This window comes from uncultured Amaricoccus sp., assembly GCF_937858865.1.
Taxonomy (GTDB): domain Bacteria; phylum Pseudomonadota; class Alphaproteobacteria; order Rhodobacterales; family Rhodobacteraceae; genus Amaricoccus.
In genome coordinates this window covers 1-3024 of sequence record NZ_CALLYO010000057.1, presented here as the reverse complement: position 1 = coordinate 3024, position 3024 = coordinate 1, and the positions used below count along the sequence as shown (strand labels likewise).

The 3024-nt window shown below is 73.4% G+C and carries 4 protein-coding genes; 1 reads left to right on the top strand and 3 read right to left on the bottom strand.

Annotated features, from left to right (window positions below; all coding sequences use genetic code 11):
• On the bottom strand, positions 1 to 788 hold a 788-nt coding region (locus Q0112_RS01520; protein ID WP_297970490.1), incomplete at its 3' end, for an ATP-binding cassette domain-containing protein.
• 89 nt (positions 789 to 877) lie between these two features.
• Between Q0112_RS01520 and Q0112_RS01515 the strand changes: the two genes are divergently transcribed.
• Positions 878 to 2077, top strand: a complete 1200-nt coding sequence (locus Q0112_RS01515) for an aminotransferase (protein ID WP_297970488.1) — start codon at positions 878 to 880, stop codon at positions 2075 to 2077.
• 46 nt (positions 2078 to 2123) lie between these two features.
• Here the strand turns inward: Q0112_RS01515 and Q0112_RS01510 are convergent, their stop codons facing one another.
• Both Q0112_RS01510 and Q0112_RS01505 read right to left on the bottom strand, forming a co-directional pair.
• A complete protein-coding gene (locus Q0112_RS01510) occupies positions 2124 to 2465 on the bottom strand; it encodes a helix-turn-helix transcriptional regulator (protein ID WP_297970486.1) in 342 nt (113 codons plus the stop codon).
• 11 nt (positions 2466 to 2476) lie between these two features.
• Positions 2477 to 2728: a type II toxin-antitoxin system RelE/ParE family toxin gene (locus Q0112_RS01505; protein ID WP_297970484.1), complete on the bottom strand. Its 252-nt coding sequence runs from the start codon at positions 2726 to 2728 to the stop codon at positions 2477 to 2479.
• Positions 2729 to 3024: the final 296 nt, after the last annotated feature.

Sequence of the window (3024 nt, the reverse complement as noted above, 5' to 3'; positions counted from 1 at the left end):
AGGATCTGCTCCCGCCGCTCCGCCCGCATCTCCTCGAGCCGCCGGACCCGCCCCTGGTTGCGCCGCCGGCGGGCGGAAATTCCCTCCACCGCCCAGCGCCCCTCCGCCTTGATCAGCCGGTCGAGCTTGTGCCGCTGGACGTCCTCCTCCTCGTGGACCTTGTCCCGCCACGCCTCGAAGGCCGCGAACCCCCGGTCGAGCCGCCGGACCTCGCCCCGGTCCACCCAGAGCAGCCGGTCGGTCAGGTTCCTGAGGAACGCCCGGTCGTGGCTCACCGCCACGAAGGCCGCCCGCGTCTCGCTGAGATGCGCCTCCAGCCAGGCGATCGCATGGATGTCGAGATGGTTGGTCGGCTCGTCGAGCAGCATCAGATCCGGCGCCTCCGCCAGGATCTTCGCCAGCGCCGCCCGCCGCCGCTCGCCCCCCGAGGCCGCCGCCGGCGCCAGCCCCGGATCGAGCGCGAGCCCCGCCATCGCCGCCTCGGCCCGCCACCCCTCGTGCTCCGGCAGCCCCTGCGCCGCAAACGCCCCGAGCGTCGCGAAGCCGGCGAAGTCCGGATCCTGCGCCATGTAGCCGACCGCCACCCCCGGCCGCACGAAGCGCACGCCGGCGTCCGCCGCGACCTGCCCGGCCATGATCTTCAGCAGCGTCGACTTCCCCGACCCGTTCCGCCCGACCAGCGCGATCCGCTCCCCCGGCGCCACCACCAGCGAGGCGCCGGCGAGCAGCGGGTCGCCGCCGAAGGTCAGCGACACGTCCGCCAGCGTCAGGAGAGGGGGCTCGGCCATGCCCCGAGCCGGTAAGCGCGCCGGCGGCAGGCGTCAAGCTTGCGCCCCCGCCGCCCACGCGCTTACCCTCGCCCCCGAGGAGACCCGCTATGCCCGCCACCGACCGCTTCCCCACCAACCCGCACGTCGCCGCCACGACCGCGCCGCCGGTCATGGAGGCCCGCCGCTGGCTCCAGGGCGTCGACTTCCCCGACAACCGCCCGCTCCTCAACCTCAGCCAGGCCGCGCCGCTCGACCCGCCGCCCGAACCTCTCCGCGAGGCCATGGCCGAGATGATCCGCGCCGAGCCCGACACCCACCGCTACGGCCCGGTCCTCGGCCTGCCCGCCCTCCGCTCCGAGATCGCCTGGCGCTCCTCCGCCCGCTACGGCGGCGAGATCCACGCCGAGGAGGTCGCGGTGACCGCCGGCTGCAACCAGGCCTTCTGCACCGCCATCATGACGCTCGCCGCCCCCGGCGACGCCGTCCTGCTGCCCTTCCCCTGGTACTTCAACCACAAGATGTGGCTCGACATGAGCGGCATCGAGACCATCCCGCTCCCCTGCGGCGAGGGCATGCTGCCCGACCCCGACGCCGCCCGCGCCCGCCTCACCCCCCGCACCCGCGCCATCGTCCTCGTCACCCCCAACAACCCGACCGGCGCCGAATACCCGCCGGCGCTCATCGCCGCCTTCGCCGAGCTCGCACGCAGCCACGGCGCGACCCTCGTCCTCGACGAGACCTACCGCGACTTCGCCAGCGCCGAGGCCCGCCCGCACGACCTCTTCGCCGACCCCGACTGGCGCGACCACCTGATCCAGCTCTACTCCTTCTCGAAGTCCTTCCGCCTCACCGGCCACCGCACCGGCACGCTGGTGGCGAGCGCGAAGCGCCTCGCCGAGGCCGAGAAGATCCTCGACACCATGACCATCTGCGCCCCCCAGCTCGGCCAGAAGGCCGCCCTCTGGGGCCTGCGCAACCTCTCCGACTGGCTCGCCGCCGAACGCCTCGAGATCCTCCGCCGCCGCGACGCCGCCCGCACCGCCCTCTCCGCCCTCCCCGGCTGGAAGGTCCTCGGCTGCGGCGCCTACTTCGCCTACGTCGAGCACCCCCACCCGCTCCCCTCGCACGAGCTCGCCCCCCTCCTCGTCCGCGACCTCTCCCTCCTCATGCTCCCCGGCACCATGTTCGCGCCGTCAGGCGACCCCGCCGCCCCCCGCCAGCTGCGGATCGCCTTCGCCAACGTGAGCGTGGAGGGACTGCGGACGCTGGGTGAGCGCTTGGCGACGCTGGGGGCGGTCGCTGCTTGACGGCCATTCGCGGCTGGCGCGTCAGGATCGCGCTACCTTCCCATTCCTAAACCAGATCGTCGATCCCCACGCCCAGCGCCGCCGCCAGCGCCTTGAGGCTCCGCACCGACCCGCCCTTCCGCCCGGCCTCGATGTCGGCGACGACCACCCGGTTCACCCCGGACGCCCGCGCCAGCCCCGACTGCGTCAGCCCCCGGTGCTCGCGCCACACCCGCAGCGGGCTCTCTCCCGCAAGCAGCCGGTCGAGGACCGCCGCCGGCACCAGTTCCTCCTCGCCGGCCGCCAGCCGCGCCCGGAACCGCGCCACCGCGGCCGCATCCTCGGCGTCCTCCGCGAATGCCAGCAGCCGCTCGTACTCCTCCCGCGGGATCGTCACCATCTCGCCCATGCGTGCCTCCTTCAATCATAGACGCCGCCGCGCGGCCCGATGCGGACGACCGCGATCACCGCGCCGTCCTCGAAGGTCACCCGCCAGTCCCCGACGCGCAGCCGCAGCACCGCCGGCTCGCCCTTCAGCGCCTTGACGTTCGCTGACTGGCTGGCCGGATCGGCCGCGTAGGCCGCCACCTTGTCGCGGATCCGCTCCGCCGTCGGCCGTGGCATCCGCCTGAGCGTCCGGATCGCCTCCTTGCTGTACCGGACCGGCTTCATCCGCTCCGCTGTAGCTGATCGTTACACTGTAGTCAATCGCTACATGCCTCGGATCGCGCCTCCCTTCCGGTCGGTGTTCTCCGGCTCCCGGCTCCTCATTGTCGGCATGCGGGCCTTCGGCACCGCATTCGTCGGGGCAGGGCAGCCCGGCGCCATGGCCCGGAATCACTCTCTCTCCTGCTCCCGGCCCTTCCCCCGCCTTGCCACCCCCCCGCACACCGCGTAAGACCCCTCCCACCTTATCGCTCGGGACCTGACGGCGCATGCTCGGATCCTTCCGCTCGAAACGGGGCAGC

What these genes read in the sequence shown, in the direction of transcription:
- Q0112_RS01515 (WP_297970488.1), top strand. Translation starts at nt 878, where the DNA reads ATGCCCGCCACCGACCGCTTCCCCACCAACCCGCACGTCGCCGCCACG.
- Q0112_RS01510 (WP_297970486.1), bottom strand. Translation starts at nt 2,465, where the DNA reads ATGGGCGAGATGGTGACGATCCCGCGGGAGGAGTACGAGCGGCTGCTG.
- Q0112_RS01505 (WP_297970484.1), bottom strand. Translation starts at nt 2,728, where the DNA reads ATGAAGCCGGTCCGGTACAGCAAGGAGGCGATCCGGACGCTCAGGCGG.